The sequence below is a fragment of the Tolypothrix sp. PCC 7712 genome (assembly GCF_025860405.1).
In the GTDB taxonomy this organism is placed as follows: Bacteria; Cyanobacteriota; Cyanobacteriia; order Cyanobacteriales; family Nostocaceae; genus Aulosira; species Aulosira diplosiphon.
Map to the genome: position 1 here is coordinate 5652522 of NZ_CP063785.1, position 25010 is coordinate 5677531.

Below are 25010 nucleotides of genomic sequence, written 5' to 3' on the forward strand. Positions count from 1 at the left end.
AGCTGCTAACGCTCAAAGATTTTTTTGTGTTCTAATCAACAGTTTAAGACGGTAATACAGAATTATGCATCGTGTAAGTGCCACATCCGGAGGATGGAATCAGTCAGAAGACTTGATTTTTATAGAACAAACTCCAGCTCCCTTTGTGTTTATTACGGCTGCTGATACAGACATTCAAACCCTGGCAGCTGCGGTTCCCCAATTACCTGCGACGTTTCCTGCATTAAGAGTTGCCAACCTGTTGCAGTTACAACAACAAATAAGTATAGACAGTTATGGCGAGGAAGTTTTAGAACTTGCTCAAGTAATTATTGTGCGCTTACTAGGAGGACGTTCCTATTGGGCTTACGGTTTAGAAGTAGTACAAGAAATTGTTCAAAGTAATGGTATAAACCTCATTGTAATGCCAGGGGATGATGCTTTTGATCCCCATTTAGTTTCTCAGTCTAGCGTGCCTTTAGATATTGTGAACCAAGTATGGCAGTACTTTAGCCAAGGTGGTGTAAAGAATTTTGTTCACGCCCTCCAGTTTATTGCTGACAGTTGCCTTTCAACTTCTTTTAATCCTCCCGCACCGGAATTAGTGCCGCGAATTGGGTTGTATGAGTGGGGACTGGGGACTGGGGACTGGGGACTAGGGACTGGGGATGAGGGAGAAAGAAGTGATGCCCAATGCCCAATGCCCAATGCCCCATGCCCAATGTCCCATGCCCAATGCCCCATGCCCAAAGTCGGCATTCTGTTCTACCGCGCTCACTATCTTTCTGGCAATACAAGAGTAATTGATAGTTTATGTCAAGCTTTGGTACAGAAAAATTTACAGCCTGTGCCTGTGTTTGTTTCTTCATTGCGCGAACCGGATATTCAAGAGGAGTTGAGCGAGTTTTTCCAACCCAAGGACTCAGAACAAATTGCAGTACTGCTTAATACCACTAGCTTTTCCCTGGCGCGCTTAGAGACAGAAACACCCCAGATTGAACTTTGGGAAAAATTGGATGTGCCAGTGTTACAAGTTATTCTCAGTGGGGGGAGAGTGGAACAGTGGGAATCGCAAATGACAGGGCTTTCTCCCCGTGATATTGCCATGAATGTGGCACTACCGGAGGTAGATGGGCGAATCATTAGCCGTGCTGTCTCTTTTAAAACAGTGCAAACGCGCAATCAGGATTTAGAAACCGATGTGGTAGTTTATGAACCAATAAGCGATCGCATTGAGTTTGTCGCTCAACTAGCAGCTAATTGGGTACGCTTACGTTCTAAGCCACCCCAAGAAAGGCGTATTGCCGTCATTGTCGCCAATTACCCCAACCGCGATGGCAGACTTGCTAATGGCGTGGGATTAGATACCCCAGCTAGTTGTGTAGAAATTCTCAAGGCTTTGCAATTAGCCGGCTATCACCTAGAAAATTTACCTGCTAATAGCGATGAATTAATTCAACGCCTCACCACTGGCGTAACCAACGATCCAGAGGGTAGGGATTGGCGCGCAGTCAACCAAAGCCTTTCTCTGGAAGAATACCAAAACTATTTCGCCACCTTGCCATCAGCAGTACAGCAAGGTATTACTCAGCGATGGGGGGACTGGGGACTGGGGACTGGGGACTGGGTATTGGGGATTGGGGATAAGGCAGATGAGGGAGAAACAAAACATATCCCATTACCAATTACCAATTACCAATTACCAATTACCAATTACCCAATGCCCAATGCCCAATGCCCCATGCCCATTCCTGGCATTCAACTCGGTAACATCTTCGTAGGCATTCAACCATCAAGAGGTTATGACCTTGACCCTAGTTTGAATTATCATGCACCGGATTTAGAACCAACTCATAATTATTTAGCTTTTTATTATTGGGTAAAGGAATGTTTTGGTGCGGATGCTATTGTTCACGTCGGAAAACATGGCAATCTTGAGTGGCTTCCCGGTAAAAGTTTAGCTTTATCGAGCAATTGTTATCCAGAAGTGGCTTTGGGGGCAATGCCTCACTTGTATCCGTTTATCGTCAACGATCCAGGTGAGGGTTCACAAGCTAAACGCCGCAGTCAAGCTGTAATTATCGACCATTTAACACCGCCAATGACGCGGGCGGAACTCTATGGTTCACTGCAACAGTTAGAGAATTTAATTGATGAGTATTACGAAGCAGAAAGTTTAGATCCGGTGCGTTTACCGATGATTCGCGATCGCATCCGCGAACTAATGCTGCAAGAGAATTTACATCAAGACTTAGGGATTACCAATGAACAAGACATTTTAAACTTTGAAAATTTAATTTTAAATTCCATCAATGGCTATCTTTGTGAATTAAAAGAAGCCCAAATTCGTGATGGCTTGCATATTTTTGGACAATGTCCCCAAGGGCAACAATTACGCGATTTAATAGTAGCGATCGCACGCATCCCCAATCGTTATTCCATCGGTATTACCCGCGCCTTAGCTGCAGAATGGAGTTTAGATTTCGACCCCCTCACCGCCAATTTCAGCGACAAATTTACCCTACCAGAATCTAGCCTTGCACCTTTACATCTTGTAGCCAAGCTGAAATCTTGCCACACCATCGGCGACGCTGTAGAAATCCTCGAAGAACACGCCGCTTACCTAGTTGAGCAACTCATAGCTTCCAATCCCCAGTACCCAGTACCCAGTACCCAGTCCCCAGTCCCCCCAATTCTTCACTGGATCGCCCTCAAACTCCTCCCCGCATTACAACAAACCCAGCAAGAAATTACCAACTTGTTACGCGGGCTAGATGGCAGATATGTTCAGAGTGCTGCTTCTGGCGCACCTACACGCGGTCGCCCGGAAGTATTGCCAACTGGTAAAAACTTTTACTCTGTAGATATTCGTGCCCTACCCACAGAAACAGCCTGGGATATCGGCAGAAAAGCAGCCGAAACACTTGTTGAACGCTACACTCAAGATAATGGTGAGTATCCGAAAACACTAGCGTTATCAGTTTGGGGCACAGCAACAATGCGAACAGGTGGTGATGATATTGCCGAAGCCTTAGCGCTGTTAGGCGTGCGGCCTGTATGGGATGGTGCAGCGCGGCGGGTAGTGGATTTTGAAATTTTACCGTTGTCAGTGTTAGGAAGACCTCGCGTTGATGTCACATTAAGAATTTCGGGATTTTTCCGCGATGCTTTCCCCAACATGATTGATTTATTTGACTCAGCCGTGCAAGCAGTAGCCGCCTTAGATGAACCACCAGAACAAAACCCCCTAGCGGCGCAAGTGCAGCAAGATACTGATTTTTGGCAAGCGAAAGGATTAACTTCAGAGGAAGCACAAATGCGATCGCGCTATCGCATCTTTGGTTCTAAACCTGGTGCTTACGGTGCTGGACTCCAAGGCTTAATGGAATCGCAAAATTGGACAGACGATCAAGATTTAGCCCGCGCCTACATCAACTGGAGTTCTTACGCCTACTCCCCCTCATCTCCAACTGCCGCCCCCGAAGCCTTACAGCAACGCTTGATGCAAACACAAGTTGTGCTGCACAACCAAGATAACCGCGAACATGACTTACTCGATTCTGATGATTATTACCAATTTCAAGGTGGTTTAACAGCCGCAGTCCGTTCTCTTCAAGGACAGAATCCGCAAATTTATTTTGGTGATAATTCTAATACTGCTCAACCAAAAGTCCGCCAACTCAAAGAGGAAATTGCTCGGGTATATCGTTCCCGCGTCATTAATCCTAAGTGGATTGCTGGGGTAATGCGCCACGGCTACAAAGGCGCATTTGAAATGGCGGCGACAGTAGATTTTCTTTTTGCCTACGATGCCACAACTCAATGTGTCGAAGATTATATGTATCAAGGTATAGTAAATACTTATTTGCTCGATCCTGCTGTGGAAGAATTTATTCAGCAAAAAAATCCGTGGGCTTTGCGTGATATTGCTGAGAAATTATTGGAAGCACATAAGCGCAGTTTATGGCAGGATGTAAATACACAAACATTGGAAATGTTACGAGCCTTAGTACATCAAGCTGAAGCAGCAATTGAAGAAAAATAAGTGGTGTAGGAACCCCATATGGACAACCTCGCGTATTTCCACCTAGCTTTTGCCTATGAAGACAGCGAATCCAGTGAATTGGTTTCTCTGAAAGATTTTTTTAACACAGCAGCAACACCAGACTGGAAACGGCTTTCTAGCAGGGCTTGGCGATATATGTTACCTCTTGCCCTCACTTTGTCGATTTTCAGTGCTGTTAGTAGTGTCTTGGCACTGGAACGCGGCGATCAAGGCCCTTCTGTCAGGAATCTACAACAAAAGTTGAAACAAGTAGGCTTTTATCAAGCTCCCGTTACGCAAATTTATGACTTCCCCACTGAAGATGCTGTACGCCGCTTTCAAAAAGCTGCTGGCTTACCAGTAGATGGAGTCGTAGGTACAACCACTTTACAAAAATTAGACAACTGGCGGCCCAGAGTTGCAAGTACAACCACACCAGCGAAGAAGACTAGTACAAATACAACCGCTACTAGAACAACTGCTGTTAGTACACAACCGAAAAAAACAGCTACCACCAATACAACCGCTAAAAAACCTACCGTTGTTCCAACCACAACAGCAACTAACAAGCGCAGCAATCCCAATTACCTTGTGAAAGGTGATGAAGGTGAATCTGTGAGAGTTTTACAAGAAAGATTGCGAGTTGCTGGCTTTTATTACGGTAACGCCACGGGTATCTTTGGCCCAATTACAGAAGAGGCGGTGAAAAGATTCCAAACAGCTTATAACCTAGATGCTGATGGTGTGGTAGGCCCAGCAACAATGAAGAAATTGCCACCTCTTGGTGTTGGTGATGGAGAGGATGCTCCTAAAGCAGTAGCCGATCGCGATAAATTGCGGATGGGCGATCGCGGTGAACCAGTTCGGATTCTGCAAGATCACTTGATCAAAGCTGGCTATTTACAGGGAGAACCAAATGGCTACTTTGGCCCCAATACCGCAGATGCTGTTCGCAGATTTCAAGCCGCTAATTATTTAGCACCTAGTGGTATAGCTGGCCCAACTACCAGAGCCAAGTTATATAGCTTAGTGACTAATACTCCTAAGAGTGAATTTAGTGTTTTAGAAATTCAAAGACGACTACAAGAAAAAGGTTTCTACAAAGGTCAACTCAATGGTGTAATGGCAGATGACACCAAAAAAGCCATTAAACAAGCCCAAGAGTTTTACGGTATCAGTCTCAAGGATATTAGAAGCGGACGCTTTTAGCATCCGCTTAGGTATTAACACTAAGAGTCCCCAAATGATTTCTTACCTCCGATAACAGCGAACGAGAAATAGCTCAAAATTCCATTGATTTGTTTTATTTCAGACTCCGCTTAGTTATCTCACCCAGGTGCTATAACGGCATCAAAGCTCTTTGGCACTTGGGACACACTGCATGAATAGTCATTTGACAGTCGAGCAGATGAAAACCTTCTTTCTGGGCAGTTTTCGCCCCAATTTTCAAAATTGAGTCGTTTTTAAACTCAATTGTACTGTTACATCTGACACAGATGAGGTGATGGTGGTGATGGGGGTAGGGCTGATTAAGTTCGTAATGTTTATGTCCTTCCCCCAGTTCCAATTCCCGCAAAATCCCCATTCTAGCCATCAACTTTAAAGTCCGATAAATAGTTGACAGACTAATTCCTTCACCATCAGTTTCTAGGCGATGATAAAGATCCTCAGCACTGAGGTGTTCGCCTTGCGGAAGTTCTTGGAAAATGTGTAGAATTGTTTCACGTTGGGGAGTTAAACGCCAGCCCCGGTCATTTAATTCCGCTTTTAGTGAAGTAGAAGTGTAAACAGTCATACTAATTTTTCTCAATAAAGCCTCATAGTTGAGAATATAGCAAATATTTTGAGGTATTTGCAACAATCGTTGCTTATTGAGAATATTTACTAAAGACTGAAGAAGAATTCATGAGAATTTAAAGCAGCAAAAATAATAGGCGATCCCCGCCCATACAGTCTTATGTATATAGAGTTTACAAAACTCAAAGCTATTTAGATGAAAATTATTTGCCATAATCTAAAAAAGAGATTTTGGCACGGGGATCGAACAACTTTGTGACCAATAAAGAGTTCAGAGTCAACAATCTCTAGATTTAATTTTGTGATAGTCACTATTGATTATTGACTATGCCAAGTTTAGATTTTAGATTGCCAATTTTAGATTTTTTTTAGTTTATATCCCGCCCTTAGTAGGCGGAGTAAATCCAAAATCTAAAATCCTTGTGCTAAATACCCAGAGTTTTTGGGGTCAACCTAAAATCTAAAATTAATTAACTGCTGAACATTAACTAACTCAAGGATTCCAGATAGTCGCGGATCAAATTACGACGCTTTGGTTGGCGTAGCTTTTGCAAAGCTTTAGATTCGATTTGGCGTACACGTTCCCGTGATAAATCCAGCGCACGTCCGATTTCGGCTAAAGAGTAGGGATGACCATCTGCTAAACCAAACCGCATCAGAATTACATCACGTTCGCGGCTGGTTAAATCTGCTAACAAATGCTGTAAATCTCTTTGCAAAGATTCCCGCATTAATAATTCTTCTGGGGTAACACTATCAGTTTCGAGCAATTCGCCTAACTCAGTGTCTTTATCTTTCCCTACTTTGGTTTCTAGAGAAACAGAGCGAGGAACCCGTAACAATACTTCTCTCACTTGAGTGGGTGTCATTTCTAGCTCAACAGCCAAATCTTCCAAAGTCGGAGTCCGACCTTTTTCTTGAGCAATTTTGCGTTGAGCCTTTTTAATTTTGTTCAGCTTTTCAGTAATGTGAACAGGAAGGCGAATTGTCCGGCTAGAAGTAGCGATCGCTCTGGTAATACCTTGACGAATCCACCAGTAAGCGTAAGTACTAAAGCGATAACCCTTAGTTGGGTCAAATTTTTCTACAGCGCGTTCCAAGCCAAGTGTGCCTTCTTGGACTAAATCCAATAATTCTAATCCGCGATTTTGATATTTCTTAGCAACAGACACAACCAAGCGCAGATTCGCCTTGATCATGTGTTCTTTCGATTGGAGTCCTTGGGACTGAATTTGTTCCAATTCTTCCACTGTAATTTTGGCAATTTCCGCCCAGCGACGTTTACCTTCAGATAAAGTAGGCTTGAGATCGCACAACTTTATACCAGCTGTGGCTGCCCATCTTTCTAAAGACGGACGATGTCCCAGTTCAGATGCTAAACGTTCTTGGACTTCAATCAATCGCAGATAAGGCTCAATGACTGCATCCCCTTGCTTGGCAGCATTAGCAAGTACTATCCGCATCCGCAAATAACGTTGGACTTTCTGAGCTTCTGAAACCTCTTCGTCTCGCCCTAATAAGCGTACCCGACCAATTTCTTGAAGATAGAGGCGTACTAAATCCGTACTCCGACGGTTGGTGCTAGCAGCGAAACTCGCGGGATCAACAGAAGCCAACTCTAAATCTTGCAAATCTTCTAAAGGCAACTCATGATCGTCAACCGTGAGATCTTGGTCTAAGATTTGCTGAGATTTTTGTGCGTTGTAGGGGGCATCTGCGTAAAAAGATGTTGCTGGCATAAATATCGTCTCAATGGCTCCAGGTAACAATAGATTACGGTCAGCTAAAATTAATGGTCAGCTATTCAACTGTTGCTATTGTTCCCGTGATTTACGAAGAACTAACACGGTAAGGGTTTCTATTACGGTTTTTTTTGAAATTTTTTTCCAAAAAAACTGTATTAGTTGTTTTTGTTACATAACTACCGAAATAGTAGGCTGCTGTAGTTCTTTCATTGAACCAATAGCTATTCATTTCTACAGCTAGCTTTTAAGTTTTGAATTAGCTTTTCAACATTTCAAATTTGATGAGATTTTACTGTTACAAAAGTAACAATGTATAAACATATTTCAGTAAAAATGATGTTCATAATCGGCATAGTCATATCTACACCACTAAAAACGTTGTATCCTGACAAATTACGAATTTTTCTCTAGGGAATATTTGGTAAGTATTTGAGGTAATTGTCATCGGCAATGCGTTAGTAATAACGCTGAAGTGCTAATACCTAGCAATTACCAGTTCAGTATTTATAAGGAGTAGGGAATGGGGCATGGGGCATGGGTAATGGGTAATGGGTAATGGGTAATGGGTAATGGGTAATGGGTAATGGGTAATGGGTAAATTCTCCCCTGCTCCCTGCCCCCTTGCTCACTTCCCCAGTCCCTACTCCCCATCCTCAAAATCATACTCAGGCTTGATGTCACGTAGCATTAATTCATCAAGAGCTTGTTGGGGTGTGATTTTACCTTGAAGTAATCTATCGACTTGCTCAGTAATTGGTACGGGAATATTCTGCTGTCTGGCTCTTTGCATCAACACTCGACAAGTGTTGACACCTTCAGCAGTTCCTTGGAGATGGGAGAGAACTTCTTCGAGTGTTTTGCCAGCAGCTAGCTGGTAACCTACTTGATAATTACGACTTAGGGGACTGTTGCAAGTTGCTAGTAAATCCCCTAAACCTGATAAACCATAAAATGTTTCTGTTTTTGCACCCCAGAAATTACCGATGCGAACCATTTCTGTAAGTCCACGGGTGACTAAACCAGCTTTGGCATTGGTTCCTAATTGTAAACCATCACATACACCAGCTGCGATCGCAATTACATTCTTGAGTGTTCCCCCTAATTCCACTCCCACAGGATCGGGATTGGTGTATACCCGAAAGCGATTAGAAGAAAACACCAACTGCACTGTTTGCGCTGCTGCAAAAATATTGCTAGCGACTACAGTTGCAGCTGGTAATTCCATTTCAATTTCTTTCGATAAATTAGGGCCAGATAAAACAACAACTGCATTGTCAGGAAAAGTAGATTGCCAAATTTGCGACGGCGTACAGGTTGTTTCTGGTTCTAAACCCTTGGTAGCCGTCACAAAAATTGTTTCCCGAGAGACAGGTAAAGACTTGACTTGAGCAGCTACATCCCTGACACCTTTCATCGAAATGGCAGAAAGGATTATTTGAGCATCTTCTAAAACTGTTTCCAGTGTTTCCTCTCCCCAACGTGACCAAACGCGCACCCGATGACCATTAGCCGCAGCCAAATTAGCCAGTGCTGTTCCCCAAGCACCTGCTCCCAAAATTGCTACAGATTGTGAATTGTCATTGGTCATTGGTCATTGGTTATTGGTCATTTGTCATTTGTTAAGGGTCAAGGGTTGTAGAGACGCGATTAATCGCGTCTCTACAAGAGTCTCCCTCATCGCCCTCATCCCCTACTACGGGGGTAACGCTGCATTAATTCCCGTACTTGTTCCGCATGATAGGAGCTTCTTGTTAAGGGTGAGGAAACTACTTGTAAAAATCCCAGTTCTTCACCGTAGGCTTGCCAGGCGGCAAATTGTTCTGGGTTAACAAAATCATTGACTTGTAAATGTTTTTGACTGGGTTGGAGATATTGCCCAATCGTTAAGATATCGCAATCTACGGCGCGTAGGTCTTGCATAACCTGACGAATTTCGGCATCAGTTTCACCAAGTCCCACCATAATGCCAGATTTTGTGTAGACCCAAGGAGCAAGTTGACGAGAGCGCGCCAGTAATTCCAAAGTGCGATCGTAGTTACCTTGGGGACGGACACGACGATACAGACGAGGGATGGTTTCTGTATTGTGGTTTAATACTTCGGGTGCAGCTTGGAGAATTATTTCCAAAGCATTCCAATTACCGCACAAATCTGGAATTAATACCTCAATTGTCGTTTTGGGTGAAACATCCCGAACTGCAGTGATACATTGCACAAACTGCGATGCACCACCATCAGGTAAATCATCTCGGTTTACAGAGGTGATGACTACATGATTGAGTTGCATCCGGCGCACGGCTTCTGCCAAACGTGCTGGTTCTGTTGGATCTAAAGGTTTAGGCTTTTTTTCAAAATCGATATCACAGTAGGGACAAGCACGAGTGCAAGCAGGGCCCATAATCAAAAATGTGGCAGTACCAGCTTGAAAACACTCGCCAATATTCGGACAGGACGCTTCCTCACAAACCGTATTGAGCGCTAAATCCCGCAAAATTTCTTTAACGTTCCCAACGCGCTCCCACTGAGGCGCTTTTACCCGCAACCAGTCTGGTTTTACAGTCACAATCCGTTTTCACTATATATATACAGAGTTATGTTAGCAATCTTCCGAGATTTTAGATGAGTTCAGTTTAAAAGAATATTTTCAGGGTACTTCAAAAAATAAATTATTCTGTGCAAGTCGTTGACTGTTGATTGATGACTGTTGACGGTTCACAATTAACAGTCATCAATCGCTTCGGGAATATTTTTTACTCGGAAGTTCCCCATTCAGGGCGCAACTGCTTGCACCCTTGGGTTTAAAGATTACTCATCAACCAGGTGGCCATTTCATTTCCCGCCCTCCTAGAATATGTAGGTGTAAATGATAGACAGTTTGGCCGCCATCAGCACCAGAGTTGATGACAACTCGATAACCATTTTCTAATCCAGCTTGTTCGGCAACGCGCTTGGCGGTTAATAAAAGATGTCCTAGAAGAGCATGATCCTGAGATTCCGCATCAGCTAATTTAGCGATCGCCTTTTTGGGAATCACCAAAATATGAACTGGTGCTTGGGGTTGAATGTCTCTGAACGCCAAAGCTAAATCATCTTCATAAACAATGTCGGCGGGAATTTCCCGACGAATGATTTTGCTGAAAATCGTCTCTGTGGTTTCACTCATGTCATTTTACTTACTCATCTGCTAGAGATTTTAAAGGGTTATTGTTAGATAAAAAATGCTTGCTAGAGTCTGGAGTGCATCAATTGTCGGCATCGATGCCATAAAAGTAGGTGTGGAAGTCGATGTATCCGGGGGATTACCAGGAATTGTGGTATTGGGTTTACCAGATTCGGCAGTTCAAGAATCCAAAGAACGGGTAAAAGCAACGCTGAAAAATGCGGGTTTTGCTTTTCCGATGCGGAAGATTGTAATTAACTTGACTCCGGCTGATTTGCGTAAGGAAGGGCCAAGTTTTGATTTGCCTATCAGCGTGGGGATTTTAGCTGCTTCTGAGCAAGTTAGCGCTGACTTATTAGGTGATTATTTATTCATCGGGGAAGTATCTTTAGATGGTAGCTTGCGTGCTGTGGCTGGTGTTCTCCCCATTGCGGCGACTGCTCAAAAGATGGGAATTGCTGGTTTAGTTGTGCCTGTAGATAATGCCCAAGAAGCCGCAGTTGTGGAAGGATTAGCGGTTTACGGCTGTAAAAATCTGTTTGAGGTGGCAGATTTATTAAATAATCCCGCACGGTATAAGCCAGTGCAATTAAATCAAGCTGTAGAGACTGATTACGCTGCATCTTTTGCTGGCAGTATAGATTTAAAAGATGTCAAAGGACAAGCTCATGCTCGTCGGGCTTTGGAAATTGCAGCGGCTGGAGGACATAATTTAATTTTTGTTGGGCCTCCTGGTAGTGGAAAAACCATGCTAGCGCGTCGCTTACCAGGTATTTTACCACCGCTAAGTTTTGCTGAAGCTTTAGAAGTGACTCAAATTCATTCAGTCGCAGGTTTATTAAAAAATCGCGGTTCCTTAGTACGCGATCGCCCTTTTCGCAGTCCCCATCATTCGGCTTCTGGCCCTTCTTTGGTTGGTGGTGGTAGTTTTCCGCGTCCGGGAGAAATTTCTTTATCACATAGAGGTATACTTTTCTTGGATGAATTAACAGAATTTAAACGTGATGTTTTAGAATTTCTGCGTCAACCTTTAGAAGATGGCTACGTCACCATTTCTCGTACCAAACAATCGGTGATGTTTCCCGCGCAGTTTACCTTAGTGGCGAGTACTAATCCCTGTCCTTGTGGTTACTATGGCGATACTATCCAACAATGTACCTGTTCTCCCAGACAAAGGGAACATTATTGGGCAAAGCTTTCTGGGCCATTGCTTGATCGAATCGATTTGCAGGTAGCTGTGAATCGCCTCAAACCAGAGGAAATTACCCAACAACCAACAGGCGAAACATCTCAATCCGTAGCCAAACGAGTACAACAAGCACGCGATCGCGCTAGTACCCGCTTCCAAGGACAACAAAATTTGCGTTGCAATGCCCAAATGCTGAGTCGTCATCTGCAAAAATGGTGTCAGCTAGATGATGCCAGTCGTAATTTATTAGAAGCCGCAATTAGAAAATTAGGTTTATCAGCCAGAGCAAGCGATCGCATTCTCAAAGTAGCACGCACGATTGCAGATTTAGCTGGCGAGGATGAATTAAAACCTAATCATGTAGCTGAAGCGATACAGTATCGGACAATTGATCGGATGCAATAGTATCGCAGAGAACTAAATGCCGCAAATTATTGGCTGATAAACTCGATTTGGCGAGATTTTGATTGAAACTATGATTAATGATGTGCGTCATTATTCAAAATGCGCTCATCATTCAACTATGACCAAGAAAAATTTGCTTGGTAACGAAATTTTCACATTGGATAATATTCTCACGCCAGAAGAATGCGCTGAGTATATTACTGTAACTGAAAATATTGGTTATACAGATGCTCCGATTACTACGATGCAAGGTTTTCAAATACGTCCTGACATCCGCAATAATCAGCGTGTAATTTTAGATGTCCCGGAACGAGCTTTAAATTTATGGCAGCGCGTGTCAAATTATATACCTAATACTATGGGCAGATGGCAAGCTGTGGGGCTGAATGAGCGTTTTCGTTTCTATCGCTACGATCCAGGTCAAAGGTTTGCGCTTCATCATGATGGTTCGTATCGGCGACCCAACGGCGAGGAAAGTTTATTGACTTTCATGATTTACCTGAATGAAGGTTTTGAAGGCGGCGCAACCCGGTTTCATCTTCCACGCCGATATTATGAACATTTACCTACTATGGATGTTGTTCCTGTTACAGGTATGTCCTTGTGTTTTGTTCATGAACTAGTACATGAAGGCGCTCCTGTAATCCAAGGACGAAAGTATGTTTTACGCTCAGATGTGATGTACCGTCAACTTTCAAGAGTTTATTGAATCTCACGAAGTAAGTGAGGTACATCATGAGTAATGAGTAATGAGTAGGAAATTTACTTATTACTCACTTACTTTTTTCAATTAGTTGCTGTACTTCATAAACATCGAATCTGCCGTATGTCGTAATCACTTCATTAATCGACATCCAAAAACGCGATCGCACAGTATCTTCAAAGGTGATACCAATTCAAATAATGTTTGCTACACATCAATTATTCTAGAGGGCAAGGCAATGCCTTGCCCCTACAATCTGTCGTATTCTTTTTTCAAATTGGTATGATTTTAACAGCATGGGCAATAGCGCAGTCAAGCTAAAGCTATGATGCTAATAGATTCAGTTGGAGTCTGAAGTTTATGGAAAGCAACCCTTTAGGAACATCACAGGCTGCAAATATCAAGGTCAATATTGTGCTGGAAACTAAAGAAGATGGTAGTGCAGTTGCATCTATTTTGGAACTTCCACAGTATCGTGTTGAAGCAGCAAATCGTGAACAAGCACTCTCAATGCTGGAACAGCTTGTAGTTCAACGGATAAATAAAGTTGAAATCATTCCGATGGAAATTAAATTACCTCAAGTTGAACCATCTCAAAGACCTTGGATGAAATTTGCTGGAGTATTCAAAGATGATCCAGACTTTGACGCAGTTCAGCAGTATATTCAAGAGTATCGCCAAGAAGTAGATGCAGCTGATTCTGATACACAGAGGGAAGTAAGTTGAGTCTCTGGATTCTCGATACTGATAGTGTTTCTCTTTTTCAAAGGGGAAATTTAGAAATCGCTCGTCATTTAAACAGCGTTGATGCTAGCGAAATCGCAATTACAATTATCACTGTCGAAGAACAAATTCGAGGAAGATTTCAAGTTATTCGACGAGCTAATGCTAATGATTTAGTTTCGGCTTACGAAAAATTACAAATAACTTTTGATAGTTTAAAAAGCTTCAATGTTTTAAAATTTACTGCTGAAGCACAAGAATTATACACAAATTTAATCCTACAAAAAATCAAAGTTGGTCGGCAAGATTTACGCATTGCCGCGATCGCACTTTCTGTAAATGGAATTTTGGTAACAAGAAACCATCGGGACTTTTCTCAAGTACCCAATTTAGTTTTGGAAAATTGGACTGTGTAAAGCAATTTTTAATTCTGCTGCTTCCTCTTCTCCCCAATCCCCAAGAGTTCTGTAATTTTGAATTTTGAATTTTGCGTACTCCTGCGGAGAAGCAAGCTACGCGTAGCGTGTCGTTGGCGCAGCCTCTCGTAGAGAAGACAAAAGTTGCGTGCGGGGGTTCCCCCCGTTGAGGAGGCAGTGCGTTGGGCGGGTTCCCCGACTTGTAGCAACTGCCGTCAAACTTTTCAAGACGAATTTTGAATTGATTTGTCCCCAATCCCTAACTATCCAAACTCCAACCTAAAGCTGTAGCGATTTGTCCAGCCAATTCTAGGGGATTGAAAGGTTTAGCGATCGCAGTTGCCATTCCCATTTGAGCATAGCGGCGGCGATCGGCGGCTTGGATTTTGGCTGTTAATAAAATTACGGGAATCTCTTTGGTGGCTGGATTGGCTTGGAGTTTTTCAAAGGTAGTTATGCCATCCATATCAGGCATCATGACATCTAAAAGGATGGCATCTGGTTGCCAAGCTTCGGCTTTCATGATGCCGTCTTTACCAGAGCTTACCGTCATCACTTCCCAACGGGCAACGGTTTCCAAGCAAATTTTGGCAACTTCTTGAATGTACTCTTCGTTATCAACTACTAAAATTCGTTTTGTTGTCATCTTGTCAATGAATTGTGGATTTGAGATTTTTGCTAGTTGAAACTGCGTTGGCTGGGAAATTAGACAGGACTTACGCAACTGGTACACCAATCTTTTGGTTTAAGAGTCAACAGTCAAGGGTCAAGGGTCAAAAATTCAGGTTTTTTGGACTTTGGACTTTTGAACGCCAGTTCACTCAACGGAGGGAACCTCCCTTCGGGTTCGCCAGTCGCCTACGGAGGGAAACCCTCCTGCAGCGCTGGTCTCACCGCACGTGACTGGCTCCCCTTGACAGCCTCAACGAAAAAAATGTGACACTTGCGTAAGTCCTATTAGATTTAAAATTGCTCTCCTTGTTGTTTATTGTGTGTAATTCGCTGTAGTAATTCCATTACCCGTTGTTCAAATTCTTGGGTGGTGACACGTCCTTTGGTTAAAAATTCAGTATGTCCTAATTTCAGGCGATCGCGTTCTGATTCGTCTAAGTCTGTGGCGGAGTAAACTAGCACAGGGGTGCTACATAGTTGATTGTGTTTCTGTAGCCAATCGACAACGGCAAAACCGTCGCTTTCTGGCAAAATTAAGTCGAGAATTAGTAAGTCGGGGTTGACTTGTTGACTGAGGCGGATGGCTTCTCTGCCAGTTTTGGCGAGGTAGGTGTCAATATCATGCCTTTCAAATAGGGTTATGAGTAGTTGCGCTAAGTCGTTGTCGTCTTCCACAATCAGAATTTTGACTCGCTTAGAAGCTGTTGCTACTACTTGTCTCAGTGATTTTAACAGGTTACTTTCTTGGAATGGTTTACTCACCCAATCCACAAAGTCGGTGTTGGGTTGACTATTACTACTTTGTTTGTAAACACTACAAATCACAATCGGAATATCTTTGGTATCAGCTCGCTCTTTTAATACTGCCATTGTTTCCCAGCCATTCATTCCTGGCATGAGTAAATCTAATAAAATTACGTCGGGATTTTGGCTGGCGGCGGCGGCGATCGCTTCTTGGCCGTTGGCTACTGTAACGACTTGATATCCGCCTTTTTTGAGTACGGTTTGTAATTCCTGACTAATTGCTGGGTCATCATCGCACACTAATACTAGGGGTGAGTGCTGAGTCATGTATCCGGATTCGGGTGCGATCGCATTTACCGTTTCAGGTATTTGCCGATCTGAAAGAATTGGCAGGGTAAAGTAAAAAGTACTACCTTCATCTAAAATACTTTCTACCCAAATTCGCCCGCTATGCTGTTGCACAATACTTTTACAAATGGCTAAACCTAAACCTGTACCATCATGGTTGCGGGAATCGGAGGAATCCACTTGTTGAAAGCGCTCAAAGATGCTATCGAGTTTGTTGGCGGGAATCCCGCGCCCGGTATCTTTGACGGCGAATACTACTTCATTGCCTTGGGTTTTGGCTGTCAAGCACACAGTTTCTCCGGTATGGGAGAATTTAATGGCGTTACTCAGCAAATTAGTTAAGGTTTGCACAATCCTGTCGGGATCTGCCCAGAGTTGGATTGATACGTCAGCAATAGAAAGCTGCACCCCGAGTTTATCTGCTAGGGGCTGGATGACATTGACGGCGGATTTAATCAAATCTGCCACATTACAGATTTCCCGTTCCATTTTCACCCTACCAGACTCGATGCGCTCAATGTCTAAGATGTCATTGATCAGGCGGACTAGGCGCTCAGTACTATCTGTAGCAATTTGCAGCAGGCGTTTTCCCTGTTCTGAGTCGGCTGGGAGTAAACCACTAACTAACATTCCTAGGGAGCCGTGAATAGAAGTCAGGGGGGTGCGGAGTTCGTGACTGACGACGGAGACAAACTCGTCTTTCATCCGCTCCACTAGTTTGCGTTCTGTAATATCCCGGAGGATAACAGTATAATAAACATCTCCACCAATATTTAATTTAGAAATCGAAGCTTCTGCCGGAAATTCTGTGCCATCCCGACGCATACCATAGATTTCTCGGCGTTCACCCATTCTCCGGGCGGGGCTGGGAGATTTGCCAAAGTCGCCGACATGGTGACGATGGGCTGAGGCAAAGCGTAATGGTAAGAGTATATCTAACTGCTGCCCCATCACTTCTTCGGCTTTATAACCAAAAATCTTCTCTGCACCTTGGTTAAATAAGGTAATTTTTTGGGTAGCATCGATGGAAATAATCGCATCATCAGCAATATCTAAAATGCGGGCAAATTTCGCCTGGGAGATGCGTAGTTGTTCTTGGATGGACTGACGTTCGTCGAGTTCTGTTTGTAATTTCAGATTCAGACTAATTAACTCCGCCGTCCGTTCTGCTACTCTTAATTCCAATTCATTGTTGACTTGATGTAATAATGCTTCTGTTTGTTTACGGACAGTGATATCACGGGCGACAACTTGCGATGCGGGTTGATTTTGGTAGGTAAAAGCAGCGGCGGCGATTTCTAGGGCGATCGCTTGGCCATCTAAACGCAAAAATTGGGCTTCTTCCAGGGTAACTGGCTGTGTAGAGTTTTTTAGCAGTTGCAGCTTTTCCCGCACTGCTGGCTGAGAATGGGGATGAACTAACTCTAATACCTGTTTACCGAGTAATTCTAGCGGTTGGGTAGCACCAAATAACTGCACGGCGGCGCTGTTGACAAAGACAAAATTACCTTGACTTTCAATAAAAATTGCTTCTGGGCAAAGTTCTACTAGCTGTTGGTAACTTTGCTGACTTTGTTGTAATGCGGCTTCGGCAATTTGGCGATCGCGCTGATTGCGTAGTGCCATCATCCCGTAAGCTAGGTCTATGGCTAGGGCTTCTAAAAGTTTCACCTCATCAGCATCAAAAGCATCTGGTTCAGTGGCGTAGATATTCAATGCACCCAAAACTTGCCCATCGGCTGTTAAAGGTAAAGCAATCGATGCAGCATAGCCTTGCTTAATCGCCTGACACCGCCAAATCTCATAATGAGGGTCAGTTAATATATTTTGAATAATACAGGTTTCTCCTGTGCGAATCGCTGTCCCGACTGGCCCCAAACCTGCGGGATTATCTGCCCAATTGAGGTTAAGCGATTGCAAATATCCATCTTCGTAACCAGCTTGGGCGACTGGACTAATGGTGCTTTGAACATCATGTTCTGCTAAACCTACCCAAGCTAAACGATAATTGCCAACTTCGACAATCATTTGGCAAATTCTTTGCAGCAAATCTAACTCGTCTTTGGCGCGTACCAATACCTGACTGCAATTAGTTAAAGCTTGCAGTGTGCGATTTACCCGGCGAATTTCGATTTCTGCTTGTTTGTATTCCGTAATATCTTGCATGATTGCCAACTGTACAGTTGTGCTATCTGCTTCATAGCGCAGAGGTACAGCGTGGGTTTCTAGCCAGCGTCGATGTCCTTTAGAACTGACAATTTCAAATTGCAGAGTTCCTTGATTACCCTGACAAATGCTGGCGTGGAATTGGCGGAATTGCTGCTGATATTCCGGGGAAATTAGCTCGTAAATTGATTTACCAATCACCGCCGCATTGTTATTGGCTTCTAACATCAAAAGACAAGCGGGGTTAATTTCCAACAACCTACCATCGGCAGCAATCACACTGATACATTCATGCTTACTATCAAACAGCGATCGCCAGCGATTTTCTGATGCAGTCACTTCCCGACTCTGGCATTTTGTCACGCGCCGCAACAGTTTGATCCGTTCTAAGCGATTAATAATCCGATTCAGCAGTTCTGGCCCCACAATCGGTTTACTCACAAAATCATCAGCACCAGCACTAAATACCTGATTGACAATATCGGCATCACTGTGAACTGTCAGGAATAAAATCGGCAACTCACTCCACTGGGCATCGTTCCGTACTACTTGGCAAAGTTCGATACCGTTGGTATGGGGCATTTCCACATCTAAAATCAGCATATCTGGGGCGACGGTTTCCAGGGTTGTCCAGAACTGTCGCGGATCTTGCAAACCTATGACTTTCAGCCCCCAAGGACTGAGTAAAGTTTCTAACAATGCCAAAATATGGGGATCATCGTCTACAGCTAAGATTTTGGCTTCCGCATGGGGCGCTTGTTGCAATACTTGGGTAACAGCTTCTAACACCTGCGCCGCCGGCATCGGCTTTTGCAAAAATCTATGTCCGCCGTTGCGCGCTATTTGCAAGCGGTTGCTAAAATCACTTTGCTCGGTAAAAACTAGCACAGGGATGGGTGGTTTATTTTGAGCAAGTTCGGTGAGTAGGCTGAAACTTTCTTGGGGATTGGGGGCAACACTGGGGTCAAGTAATACTACGCTGGGATGCTCCCTGTAGATGAGATGGCGAGCAGATTCAATGCTGTTAGCATCTGTAACTGTGACATTCCAGTTAGCCGACTCTACTTTTAATTGTTCGGCTAATTTACCATTAGCATCGACTAGCAAAACCAAGGGATTGTCATCATGATCGGGGACTGGAGATGCCGATTCTTGCTGTTTGCTGGCAATTTCTTGCCGCAATCGTTCCACCCAATTTTGTAATTTGCTATTTTCTGATTGTGTCAAAATTTTGTCAGATTTTAGCAATTGCTCAATTTTGCGCGCCAATTTGGAACCATGAGGTAAACCAAAAGTACCCAAAGAACCTGCTAAAGTATGGGCTTCTTGAGCAGCTTGCGATCGCAATTCGGGATTTAAGGTTTTTTGGCTAACAGCTGCTTGTTCTAGCACCTGTAATTGCTGATTAAATCGCCCTTGAAATTTTTGCCAAATACCTGCAACTGCTGCGAGTGTTTGTTGTTGTGATTGCTGATGTGAATTAGCAGATTTTTTCGCGTCTAATTCTGCTTTATTACTCTGTTCTTCTGGTATTTGGGGTTTAAGCCGATAGCCAATTCCATAAACTGTTTCAATTAAATCGCTTGCTGCCCCCACACTTCGTAGCTTCATCCGCAAGCCCTTAATATGGGTACGCACAGCTTCTTCACCAGGGGTATCTTCATAAGACCAAAGATGCTCTAAAATCATGCCGCAACTAAATACCCGGCGACTGTTACGCAAGAAAAGTTCTAATAGTGCATATTCCTTCGGGGTTAATGACAGCAAATCTTGGTTGTATCTAACTTCGCAGCTAATGGGATCGAGCTTTAAATTACCCCATTCCAATACAGGTTGTGACGTGGTTCCGCCTCGACGTAATAAAGCGCGTACCCGCGCCACTAATTCTTCTTGATCAAAAGGTTTAACAACATAATCATCTGCCCCTGCATCTAAGCCAATCGCTTTTTCATGGCTGCTATCACACCCTGTTAATAACAAAACGGGCATTTGTAAACCACGCGATCGGATATGACGACAAAGACTGATACCGTCCATTTTCGGCAGCATCACATCCAAAAGTACTAAATCATAATCATAAGTTTCAATTAAATCCCGCGCCGTATTTCCATCCTCAGCCACCTCAACAGCATAGTTTAGGCTAGCGAGAATTTCACTCAGCACATGTACAAGTAGCTCGTCGTCTTCTACAACTAAAATTTTCATATCAAAAGCTTTCTTGAGGTCGCTAATCTTGATATATAACCAGCAAAAAAGTTTAGTTTAAAATAAATATTTTAAGATTAATTATTTTTTAAGAATTTATTTGTCATCATTTAGCTTTATGCATATTAAGCGATAAATTGCTGAGTATTTAGTTGGAAGCAACAAATATCAACATTTTTTATCAGAAGTCGGCGGGGATTGGGGATTGGGGATTGGGGATTGGGGATTGGGGATTGGGCATTGGGCATTGGGCATTGGGGCATTGGGCATTGGTAACTCTTTGCTATGCCCTATAGGAGTATAGGAGTCCGATTTGATTATTGAAAAAATCTAAGTATGTGTAGTATGCGTAGTAGCGTGTCTAGACTAAAATAGAAAAAATTAACCGCAGATAAACGCAGATAAACAAGGCAGTGCGCCCTTGCGGTTTCCCGACTTGTACCCCTACGGGGAAGCAAGCTACGCGTAGCGTCTCCCCTTGGGATAAGCAACTGCCGTGCGGATAAAATTCATCTTTATTGCAACATTTAAGGCTAGACACGCCAGTAGTGGACTGACACGCCTAAAATAGTGTATAAAAAAACTCTTGTGGGATGGGTGTCTCACCCGTCCAGGGCGGACAAGATGTCCACCCCACAAGAAAAATTATTGCCACATTTTAGCTATGTCAGTCCAGTAGGGTGCGTTATCACGAAGTGTAACGCACCTTATTCTGGACTCTACCCAAAAACGATGATTGGGTAGTCGGAAATGATGATTGGGTAGTCGGAAATGATGATTGGGTAGTCGGAAACAATAATTGGGTAGTCGGAAATGATGATTGGGTAGTCGGAAACAATAATTGGGTACTTGGAAACGATGATTGGGTACTCGGAAACGATAATTGGGTACCCGGAAACGATGATTGGGTACCCGGAAAAGATGATTAGGTACTTGGAAACGATAATTGAGTACCCGGAAACGATAATTGGGTACTTGGAAACGATATTTAGGAACTCAAGATTATTGAAGAAGGCAGGAGGCAGAGGGCATTGGTGTCAACTTAACGTGAAACCCGCTTTGTTGCAAGGTTTCGCCCTCACCCCCAGCCCCTCTCCCACAGAGAGCTACGGTGTACACAGAAGTCTTGAAATCCTACCTGGAAGGGAGTTTTAAACTCAGATAAAAATCGCTCAAAACCTGTCATTGCGAGCGAAGCGAAGCAATCGCTTGGTGCTGGGATTGCTTCGTCGTTCCTCCTCTCTACGAGACGCTACGCGAACGCAATGACAATTTAAGGGGGTTGAAATCCCTGAAACGTATGTGGAGAGTACTTGTGTGTACACCGTAGCCCACAGAGAGAGGGGAGCAAGAAATTTAGTTCCCCTTCTCCTGCGGGAGAAGGGGTTAGGGGATGAGGGCGCGAGGTATTTGTACAACGCCCGCCCTATATCGCTTTTAGCTTAAGTTGACACCAATGGGCAGAGGGCAGCTATGCTGAAGGAACAAGTCAGAAGGGGATTCAGACCCCTCCTGCCCTCTGCCTTTCCTGATAAATCAAAGCTTTAACGCTTTAATTATGAGCTTTGTCCGTAATATTAGCGAATATGCATAGAATATCACTGTAGCCCATACTATAGTTTTCGTGGTTTCTGCTCAGGGCAATCAGGATGGGAGATGGCTAGAGTGGGAATACAAGTATCTATTACAGCTATTTTCAGGTAAATAGACCATTCTCTAGGGATTTAAGCCATGCTCAATCCCTAGAGATAGAAATTGCTGTAATTTTCATATCATCTTTGGCAGGAAATGCATATATGGCACGATTGAAACGTAGTTCCAAGGTGGTGGATAAAGCAGTGCGACGAATTTCGGGGATGCGGTCGATTAGTGAAACGCTGGATTTTGGTCAAGGATTGAGTTTGGCAGAGTATGGGAGGCGAATTCAAACCTTGCAAATGAAGTTATCTGACTACAACAAAATGCTTTCTAGTCTGGATGAAGCAATGGGGGAAATTGCATTACTAGAGGAAGATTTGAGTAATTACTCCGAAAAAATGTTGGTGACTGTAGGGACACGCTATGGCAAGCATAGCTTTCAATATATGCAAGCTGGAGGAAAACCGCGCCAGACTAAGAAGCGAACTGCGGCGAATGCGAAACCAACAACTACACTAACTAACACTGAAATATCACTAAAAGTAGAGCAAACTGATACAAATGGCAAAAGTACAGAGAAAACAACAAAGTAGATTTTGAATTGACTCTAATACAGTTCAGTGAGAAAAATTATTTTGTGGAAGTTGGGGAACAGAAAACAGAGTGGGGAGCTTTCAACTGAATTGTATTGGAATTTACCTGAAAAATAAAGTTTATTTTATAAGGCATTTGGTTACAAGAATGCTAAATTTATTGCTATTAGCAACAGATGCAAAGTAAGGCTTAGTAAACTAAGTTGCCAGTACCGCGTAACTGTCGCAAAGAATTAATGCAAAATGGACAGTCGCACTTAAATAATCTAATTGCAGCCTCACTTTCCTCATCGGTAAAGTTAAGTTCTGCAACTGTGCTATCAGATGGCTGTGCCGAGATTACTGTTGATTTGGGTGGTAGGGGTGCGTTGGGATTTCTCTCAGAATCTCGAATACAGACAAAATTCTTAAAGCCGTGGGGATTACTAATACAGGTACGACCATCAGTGGTGTGTAGTAATCGCTGGGTAAGGTTAACACTAGCATGGGCAGGATTAATCACACCCAGCGTAGACATCAACGAGGTAAAAATTGAGGAACTAGCAAATAAATTCAGTATGAGCTTTTTGTTCATGAGTTTATTGGATATAACTGAACATCTAGGTTATGCGATTGTCGCTTAAATATCAAGGGATTTTTGAGAATCATCCCACTGCAAATAATGTTGGCGACACATCAATATATTCTACAGGGCAAGGCACTGCCTTGCCCCTACAATCTGTCATATTCTTTTTTTATTCGTATCAGTAATTTGATTATCTTTTTAACAGCAATTTTCTAGTTTATTCCGTTCAGCCAAAGTAAATTTAAGCGTAAGCTTTGTTTGCTCACCCAGAAGATTAACTGCTGAAAAATAAGTTTTACCATGCCCCTTCGGGGCGGGAACAGGGTTGGGGCAACAGGGAACAGGGGGAAAAGGTAGCCCCCATTGGTGTCAACTTAACGTGAAACCCGCTTTGTAGCTAGGTTTTCGCCCTCACCCCCAACCCCTCTCCCGCCGGGAGAGGGGAGCAAGAGATTTAATTCCCCTTCTCCTGGGGGAGAAGGGGTTAGGGGATGAGGGCGCGAGGTATTTAGTCAAAAGTCCAAAGTCCAATTTTTGACACTTGACCCTTGACTCTTGACTTTTTAAGCAAAAAACTCAGTTAACCCAAAATACTTTGTAATAGTAACCAAACATTTAGCCCAACAATAATCATAGCAACTCCCCACGCCAAAGATTTCAGCCATAAAGGATTGACAAATTCACCCATTAAGTGACGATTACTGGTAAACATCACTAAAGGAATCACAGCAAAAGGTAGCTGTAAACTGAGAATAACTTGGCTCAAAATAATGAGGCGGCTTGTACTATGTTCTCCAAAGATAATTATTGTTATCAACGCGGGAATAATTGCTAGCAGCCGAGTAATTAAACGCCGTAACCATGATGGAAAGCGAAATTGTAAAAAGCCTTCCATGACTATTTGTCCAGCCAGGGTAGCAGTCAATGTTGAACTTTGACCGGAAGCCAGTAAAGCAATCCCAAAAATGGCACTAGCAGCACTCACTCCTAATAAAGGCGATAGCAGTTTGTAAGCATCTTGAATTTCTGCCACATTGTGATTACCAGAAAAATGAAATGTGGCAGCAGATACAATTAAAATTGCCGAGTTAATAAATAGTGCCAAAGATAGAGCAAAAGTAGAATCCATTGTGCCAAACTTAATAGCTTCCCATCTTTTTTCCGTATTAGGTTGCCAATCACGAGTTTGCACAATCGAAGAGTGTAAATATAAGTTATGAGGCATCACTGTCGCCCCTAAAATGCCAATGGCAATGTAGAGCATTTCTGAGTTTTGGACAATTTCTTTCTTTGGTAGATACCCCAACAAAATACCCTTGATATCAGGGTGAGAAAATAGAATTTCTGCTGTGAAACAAAAGCCTACTGTTGCTACCAGCATGATTACCAAAGCTTCTGTATAACGAAAGCCTTTATGCTGCAAGAATAGTAAAACTAGGACATCTAGGGCAGTGATGCACACACCCCATACCAAGGGAATACCGAATAACAATTGTAGCGCGATCGCACTTCCCAACAGTTCCGCTAAGTCACAAGCTGCGATCGCAATCTCACACAATACCCATAAACAAAAGCTGACTTTGGGACTGAAATAGTCTCGACAAGCCTGTGCTAAATCTCTCCCCGTAGCCACACCCAAACGCACACATAGCGATTGCAATAATATTGCCATCAAGTTAGACAGCAAAATCACCGTCAACAAGCTATACCCAAACTTCGCACCCCCAGCAATATCTGTAGCCCAATTTCCCGGATCGATATATCCCACTGATACCAAATATCCCGGCCCTGCATAAGCCAGCATTTTGCGCCAAAAGCCATTGCTATTAGGAACTTTGATGCTACGGTGAACCTCTGGAAGGCTGGGTTTGTTTTTTGGGAAAGTCATCTATTAATCTACGTAAATAGTTTTCATATT

Annotated in this window: 17 protein-coding genes and 1 pseudogene; 8 read left to right on the plus strand and 10 right to left on the minus strand. The window is 43.3% G+C overall.

Annotation, left to right across the window (positions count from 1 at the left end):
* Positions 1–64 precede the first annotated feature (64 nt).
* Together cobN and HGR01_RS23260 are read left to right on the plus strand one after the other, a co-directional pair.
* On the plus strand, positions 65–4024 hold the full coding sequence (gene cobN / locus HGR01_RS23255) for a cobaltochelatase subunit CobN (protein ID WP_045873215.1): 3960 nt from the start codon (positions 65–67) through the stop codon (positions 4022–4024).
* Between the two features lie 18 nt (positions 4025–4042).
* On the plus strand, positions 4043–5233 hold the full coding sequence (locus HGR01_RS23260) for a peptidoglycan-binding protein (protein ID WP_045873216.1): 1191 nt from the start codon (positions 4043–4045) through the stop codon (positions 5231–5233).
* Positions 5234–5363: 130 nt separating this feature from the next.
* On the opposite strand, the gene HGR01_RS23265 is transcribed toward HGR01_RS23260, so the two are convergent.
* From HGR01_RS23265 to HGR01_RS23290, 6 genes are all read right to left on the minus strand, one after another.
* Positions 5364–5819: a Fur family transcriptional regulator gene (locus tag HGR01_RS23265; protein WP_045873270.1), complete on the minus strand. Its 456-nt coding sequence runs from the start codon at positions 5817–5819 to the stop codon at positions 5364–5366.
* Positions 5820–6309: 490 nt separating this feature from the next.
* Entirely contained in the window at positions 6310–7560 is a 1251-nt protein-coding gene (gene sigC, locus HGR01_RS23270) for an RNA polymerase sigma factor SigC (protein ID WP_045873217.1), read from the minus strand.
* A 510-nt stretch (positions 7561–8070) separates the two neighbouring features.
* Positions 8071–8217 carry a hypothetical protein gene (locus tag HGR01_RS23275; protein WP_168161025.1) on the minus strand — a complete coding sequence of 49 codons (147 nt, stop codon included), beginning with the start codon at positions 8215–8217 and terminating at the stop codon, positions 8071–8073.
* Positions 8207–9154: an NAD(P)H-dependent glycerol-3-phosphate dehydrogenase gene (locus tag HGR01_RS23280; RefSeq protein WP_045873218.1), complete on the minus strand. Its 948-nt coding sequence runs from the start codon at positions 9152–9154 to the stop codon at positions 8207–8209. The genes HGR01_RS23275 and HGR01_RS23280 overlap by 11 nt, the downstream gene beginning before the upstream one ends.
* A gap of 95 nt (positions 9155–9249) precedes the next feature.
* On the minus strand, positions 9250–10128 hold the full coding sequence (gene lipA / locus HGR01_RS23285) for a lipoyl synthase (protein ID WP_045873219.1): 879 nt from the start codon (positions 10126–10128) through the stop codon (positions 9250–9252).
* Between the two features lie 249 nt (positions 10129–10377).
* Positions 10378–10728 (minus strand): histidine triad nucleotide-binding protein, encoded by a 351-nt coding sequence (locus HGR01_RS23290; RefSeq protein WP_045873220.1) that lies wholly within the window; start codon positions 10726–10728, stop codon positions 10378–10380.
* Between the two features lie 55 nt (positions 10729–10783).
* On the opposite strand from HGR01_RS23290, the gene HGR01_RS23295 reads away from it, so the two are divergent.
* From HGR01_RS23295 to HGR01_RS23310, 4 genes are all read left to right on the plus strand, one after another.
* Positions 10784–12319: a YifB family Mg chelatase-like AAA ATPase gene (locus HGR01_RS23295; RefSeq protein ID WP_045873221.1), complete on the plus strand. Its 1536-nt coding sequence runs from the start codon at positions 10784–10786 to the stop codon at positions 12317–12319.
* 118 nt (positions 12320–12437) lie between these two features.
* The gene (locus tag HGR01_RS23300) at positions 12438–13028 is read left to right on the plus strand and encodes a prolyl hydroxylase family protein (RefSeq protein ID WP_045873222.1); all 591 of its coding nucleotides are present in this window, start codon (positions 12438–12440) and stop codon (positions 13026–13028) included.
* A 354-nt stretch (positions 13029–13382) separates the two neighbouring features.
* A complete protein-coding gene (locus HGR01_RS23305; RefSeq protein ID WP_045873223.1) occupies positions 13383–13748 on the plus strand; it encodes a hypothetical protein in 366 nt (121 codons plus the stop codon).
* Positions 13745–14161 (plus strand): type II toxin-antitoxin system VapC family toxin, encoded by a 417-nt coding sequence (locus HGR01_RS23310; protein WP_045873224.1) that lies wholly within the window; start codon positions 13745–13747, stop codon positions 14159–14161. Before HGR01_RS23305 ends, HGR01_RS23310 begins: the two co-directional genes overlap by 4 nt.
* A 259-nt stretch (positions 14162–14420) precedes the next feature.
* On the opposite strand, the gene HGR01_RS23315 is transcribed toward HGR01_RS23310, so the two are convergent.
* Both HGR01_RS23315 and HGR01_RS23320 read right to left on the minus strand, forming a co-directional pair.
* A complete protein-coding gene (locus tag HGR01_RS23315; protein WP_045873225.1) occupies positions 14421–14807 on the minus strand; it encodes a response regulator in 387 nt (128 codons plus the stop codon).
* 317 nt (positions 14808–15124) lie between these two features.
* Complete coding sequence (locus HGR01_RS23320) at positions 15125–20296, minus strand: response regulator (RefSeq protein WP_045873226.1); 5172 nt, start codon at positions 20294–20296, stop codon at positions 15125–15127.
* A gap of 800 nt (positions 20297–21096) precedes the next feature.
* Here HGR01_RS23320 and HGR01_RS41955 point away from each other — a divergent pair.
* Positions 21097–21225 (plus strand): annotated as a pseudogene (locus tag HGR01_RS41955) (hypothetical protein); the annotation flags it as partial.
* A gap of 867 nt (positions 21226–22092) precedes the next feature.
* The gene (locus HGR01_RS23325; protein ID WP_045873228.1) at positions 22093–22527 is read left to right on the plus strand and encodes a hypothetical protein; all 435 of its coding nucleotides are present in this window, start codon (positions 22093–22095) and stop codon (positions 22525–22527) included.
* A gap of 190 nt (positions 22528–22717) precedes the next feature.
* Here HGR01_RS23325 and HGR01_RS23330 read toward each other — a convergent pair whose 3' ends face one another.
* Complete coding sequence (locus HGR01_RS23330; RefSeq protein ID WP_071989464.1) at positions 22718–23101, minus strand: hypothetical protein; 384 nt, start codon at positions 23099–23101, stop codon at positions 22718–22720.
* A 571-nt stretch (positions 23102–23672) separates the two neighbouring features.
* Positions 23673–24980: an Nramp family divalent metal transporter gene (locus HGR01_RS23335; RefSeq protein WP_045873071.1), complete on the minus strand. Its 1308-nt coding sequence runs from the start codon at positions 24978–24980 to the stop codon at positions 23673–23675.
* Between the last annotated feature and the right edge of the window lie 30 nt (positions 24981–25010).